Below are 4,166 nucleotides of genomic sequence, written 5' to 3'. Positions count from 1 at the left end.
GTCCCGGAGCATGGCGAGACTGCCGTCGACGTGCAGCCCATGACCCAGAACCTGATCGACCTGGCCGCCCAGTCCGACACCGGCTGGCGCATCCCGCCGCTGCCCGAGATGCCTCCGCCCCTCGGTCTGTTCGGGGTCACCGAACCGGCGGACGTCGCATGGCTGCGTGCGACGCTCTCCGACCAGCCAGTGCGCTGCCTGCGCCAACCGGTCCGGTTGGACAACCCTGCCGTGGACTCGGTTCCGCGCACGCACATCCACTGCGTCGGCGCAGAGCCGGAAGGCATCGTGCGGCGGCCCGTCCCCGCAGCACAGCCCAACGGCTCCCCGGCACGGATACGGGAACTGCCGACCGGGCACGACTGCATGATCACCATGCCGGCGGGCCTGAGCGAACTGCTGCTTGAATCCACCCTTCGGTAGCGTCCGGACCGTGACTGCGGCAGCGAGCCGGAGAAGGCCCGCCGCCGTCGGACAGCGGACCCGGGCCACGAAGCCGCCCGCTTCGCGAAAGAAGCGCCATAGTGCCTCTGTGAGGTCGTGATCACTTTGTCTTCGGCAGAGGCAGTGAGCATCTCCCGCCACTGGCCACCAGACGGGAAGCGCCAGATCACTACCTCGAATTGGTCGCGCAGCCGGACCGGGTAGGGGCCGTACTCGCCGATCGGCAGGTACAACTCGATGAGCTCCCCATGGTCATCGGTGAGCTGTCGCCGTGTCACAGTCTGCGTTCTACCGCGGCCAGTCTCGGCACGCCGGGCCGCGCGTTCTCGCCTCACGTATGTGCGGCTGTGAGCCGGGTTCGGTTACGGCTGGGGCGCCCAGGTGCCGTCGAGGGGGACACCGGCGGCTGCGGCGATCCGGTCGCGTGATGCGAGTAGGCGGGTGCGCAGGGCGGGGAGGTCCATGCCGACCAGGGCGCCGTCGCGCTTGACCACGCGGCCGGCGACCAGGACGGTGTCGACGATTCCGGGGTGTCCGGCGCTGACGAGGGAGCCGGCCGGGTCGGTGACTGGGAAGATAGTCACGTCGTCGGTGCGCAGCAGGATGATGTCGGCTTCCTTGCCGGGGGTAATGCTGCCGGTACGGGTTTCGAGTCCGCAGGAGGTTGCGGCGTCGATGGTGGCGAATTCGACGAGGTCGCGGGCGCGCAGGCCGCCGTCCAGGCCGCGTTGGGCCGCGAAGGCGGCGCGCATCGCGGCGAACATGTCGCCGGCGACGGAGGGGACGACGTCGATGGACAGGGTGGGGCGTAGTCCGGCGGCCACGGCCCGGCCCGTCATCGGGGCGCCGAAGCCCATCTTGAGTTCGACGTCGGGGCTGGCGGAGAGGGAGCTGCCGGCGTCGGCGAGCATCCGCAGTTCCTCGTCGCTGAGGCCGTTGCCGTGGACGAAGGTGGTGGTGTCGCGCAGCAGGCCGTGCTTGTGCATGTCCGCGATGGGGCGCTGGGTGCCGTCGGATCCGGTGTGCAGGCTGGTGCGCAGGCCGAGTTCGTCGGCGAGCTGCACCTCGCGGGCGAGGGTGTCCATGCCGGTGTCGTCGGCGCCGCGCAGGCCGAAGGCCATGGTGACCAGTCCGGTTCCGTTCAGTTCGGCGCGGACACGGCGGATGTCGTCGTCGACAGGGCGGGGCGTGGCCCATCCGGCGCCGAGGCAAAAGATTGACCGCGCGGGCGCCTCGCGCAGCGCGGCGATGGCGGCGTCCTCGTGCTCGTGGCCCTGGGCGACGTGGTACCAGTCCAGCATGGTGGTGATGCCGGAGTGCAGGGCCTCCAGGCGGCCCAGGAGGGTGGCTACGTAGACGTCCTCGGGCGTGTAGTGGGCCTTGACGGTGCCGTGCATGGCCGTGGCCCACTGTCCGAAGGTCCAGTCCGCGCCGATACCGCGGAAGGCGGTCTGCCAGTTGTGGCGGTGGTTGTCGATGAAGCCGGGCATCACGATCCGATCGCGTGCGTCGATCACTTCGGCGTCCGGAGCGTCGATGTGCCCGGCCACCTCGGTGATCACGTCGTCCTCGATGAGAACGTCACCGCGGTCGTAGTCGCCGACGGCCGGGTCCATGCTGACCACGCTGCCGCCGGACAGCAGAATCTTCTTCACGGGGGCTCCTTGCAGTAGGGGTGGTTCACGAGAGCTTCGTCGTGAGGGAGTTGGGCTGCCTTGGGGGAGCTGCAACCCCAGAGGGTCAGACCGTTGTGGACTGTGTGAGGACGGCGTCGGCGGCGGCGAGCGCATCGGTGACCAGGTCGTCGGTGTCCTCTGTTCCTGCTGCCAGGCGGACCAGGCCCGGCGGAACGGCTTCGGTGAGCTGCTCTTCGCTGAGCATTCCGGCCCACATGGAAGCCGGGTGCACGGCGAGGGATTCCACTCCGCCTAGGCTGGCCGAGCGGCGTGGGTAGCGCAGCTGGCCGAGGAAGGCGTCCGCCGTCTCGTACCCGCCGGCGAACTCGACACTGAGGACTCCGCCGAATCCGTCCATCTGGTCGTCGGCCAGCTTGTGCTGGGGGTGGCTGGCCAGACCGGGGTAGTGCACTTTGCTGACGGCCGGGTGCTGACTCAGGGCTTCAGCCAGGGCAAGGCCGTTGGCGTTGTGGCGCGGTACGCGCAGGGGGAGGGTGCGTATGCCGCGCAGCAGCAGCCAGGCGTCGATCGGGCCGAGCGTGGCGCCGGTGAGAAGGCTGGTGTCCCAGATGCGGTCCAGGATCTTCGCCGGGCCGGCCAGCACTCCCGCGGAGACGTCGGAGTGGCCGTTGAGGTACTTGGTCGCGCTGTGCCAGACGATGTCGATGCCGAAGTCTGTGGGCCGCTGGTTCAAGGGGGTGGCGAAGGTGTTGTCCGCCAGGGTCAACACGTCGTGGGCGCGGGCCAGGTCGGCGACGGCGCGCAGGTCGGTGATGTGCAGCAGCGGATTGCTCGGGGTCTCCACCAGAATCAGGCGAGTCTTGGGGGTGAGGGCCTTCTCGAACGCCTCGGGGTCTCGCTGGTCGACCAGTGTGCTCGACACGCCCAGGCGAGGCAGGAGGTTCAGCAGCACCGAGGCGGTGCCCCCGTAGGTGGACTTCTGTCCGATGACGTGGTCGCCGGCGGACACCAGGGCGAGCACGGCCGTGGTGATCGCGGCCATCCCGGACGCGGTGACCATCGCCGCCTCGGTGCCCTCCAGCTCCGCGACGACAGCGGCGACCTGGGCGTGGTTGGGGTTGCCGAAGCGGGTGTAGAAGTCCTGGCCGCGTGGCTTGACAGCGCCCGCAGCGAACGTGTGAGCGTCCTGGGCCGAGAAGGCAGCCGTCTGGTAGATGGGCGGCGCCACGGCGCGGCTGGGGTGGGTCTCGCGGTCGGTGTGAACGGTGACGGTGTTCTTGCCCGGCATGGCTGGCCCTTCCGGAATTCGACGTTATGTCTGTATCCAGCATGACTGGCCGCGATCCCCGCATGGCCCGTTCGCACGCAATCTTGGCAGCATATTGCGCAACTTCGTGGCGCTGGTTTGTGTTAGGTGGGCCATCTCCGCAATATTCTGTCTCTATGGATGAAGTGGACCGGTCGATCCTGGCCATACTTGAGCGGCATGGCCGCATCAGCAACAACGAGCTCGCAGCCCAGGTGGGACTGTCACCGTCTCCCTGCCTGCGGCGCGTACGGCAGCTCGAGGAGTCCGGGGTCATCCGCGGCTACCGGGCTGTGATCGACCCGGCGGCGATCGGCCGGGCCCTGCGCGTGTTCGCCGGAGTGAGGCTGATGCGTCACACCCGCCCGGACGTGGTCGCCTTCGAGCGCGAGGTCATGGAACTGCCCGAGGTGATCGCCTGCCACCACATCACCGGCAACTTCGACTACCTGCTTCAGGTCGAGGTGGCCGATTTGCCGGCCTACGAGGAATTCCACGCCAACCAACTCGCTGCCCTGCCGGGGGTAGGCACGGTCAACAGCTTCGTCATCATGAAGACGCTCGACAGTCTCTGACGCGACCGACCTGCCCGTGCAGTGCGTGGCGTCGCAAGGCCCTTGCCATGTGACAGATACCCCGAAAATCCGGCCCGGACAGCTCGTCGTGACGGCTCCACCCTCCTTCGACGCGTCCCTCGTCGACGTTGACCCGGAGGTCTCCGGTGCCATCGGCCGTGAGCTTGGTCGCCAGCGCGACACTCTCGAACTCATCGCGTCGGA

At 68.6% G+C, this 4,166-nt stretch carries 3 protein-coding genes and 1 pseudogene; 2 read left to right on the top strand and 2 right to left on the bottom strand.

What is annotated here, in order from left to right:
* Positions 1–423, top strand: a pseudogene (locus ACWFR4_RS47865) (alpha/beta hydrolase); the annotation flags it as partial.
* 383 nt (positions 424–806) lie between these two features.
* On the opposite strand, the gene ACWFR4_RS47860 reads toward ACWFR4_RS47865, so the two are convergent.
* Entirely contained in the window at positions 807–2,099 is a 1,293-nt protein-coding gene (locus tag ACWFR4_RS47860; protein WP_453658163.1) for an amidohydrolase family protein, read from the bottom strand.
* 85 nt (positions 2,100–2,184) lie between these two features.
* Positions 2,185–3,369: a trans-sulfuration enzyme family protein gene (locus tag ACWFR4_RS47855; RefSeq protein WP_453658161.1), complete on the bottom strand. Its 1,185-nt coding sequence runs from the start codon at positions 3,367–3,369 to the stop codon at positions 2,185–2,187.
* Positions 3,370–3,524: 155 nt separating this feature from the next.
* On the opposite strand from ACWFR4_RS47855, the gene ACWFR4_RS47850 reads away from it, so the two are divergent.
* Positions 3,525–3,962: an Lrp/AsnC family transcriptional regulator gene (locus ACWFR4_RS47850; RefSeq protein WP_453658159.1), complete on the top strand. Its 438-nt coding sequence runs from the start codon at positions 3,525–3,527 to the stop codon at positions 3,960–3,962.
* The last annotated feature ends 204 nt before the right edge of the window (positions 3,963–4,166 follow it).

The sequence above is a fragment of the Streptomyces sp. NPDC055140 genome (genome assembly GCF_053607285.1).
Note: the sequence above shows the minus strand (reverse complement) of the source record. Positions and strands in the feature narration are given on the sequence as shown.

Coding starts and splice junctions, on each gene's coding strand:
- ACWFR4_RS47850 (WP_453658159.1), top strand. CDS start 3,525: ATGGATGAAGTGGACCGGTCGATCCTGGCCATACTTGAGCGGCATGGC.
- ACWFR4_RS47855 (WP_453658161.1), bottom strand. CDS start 3,369: ATGCCGGGCAAGAACACCGTCACCGTTCACACCGACCGCGAGACCCAC.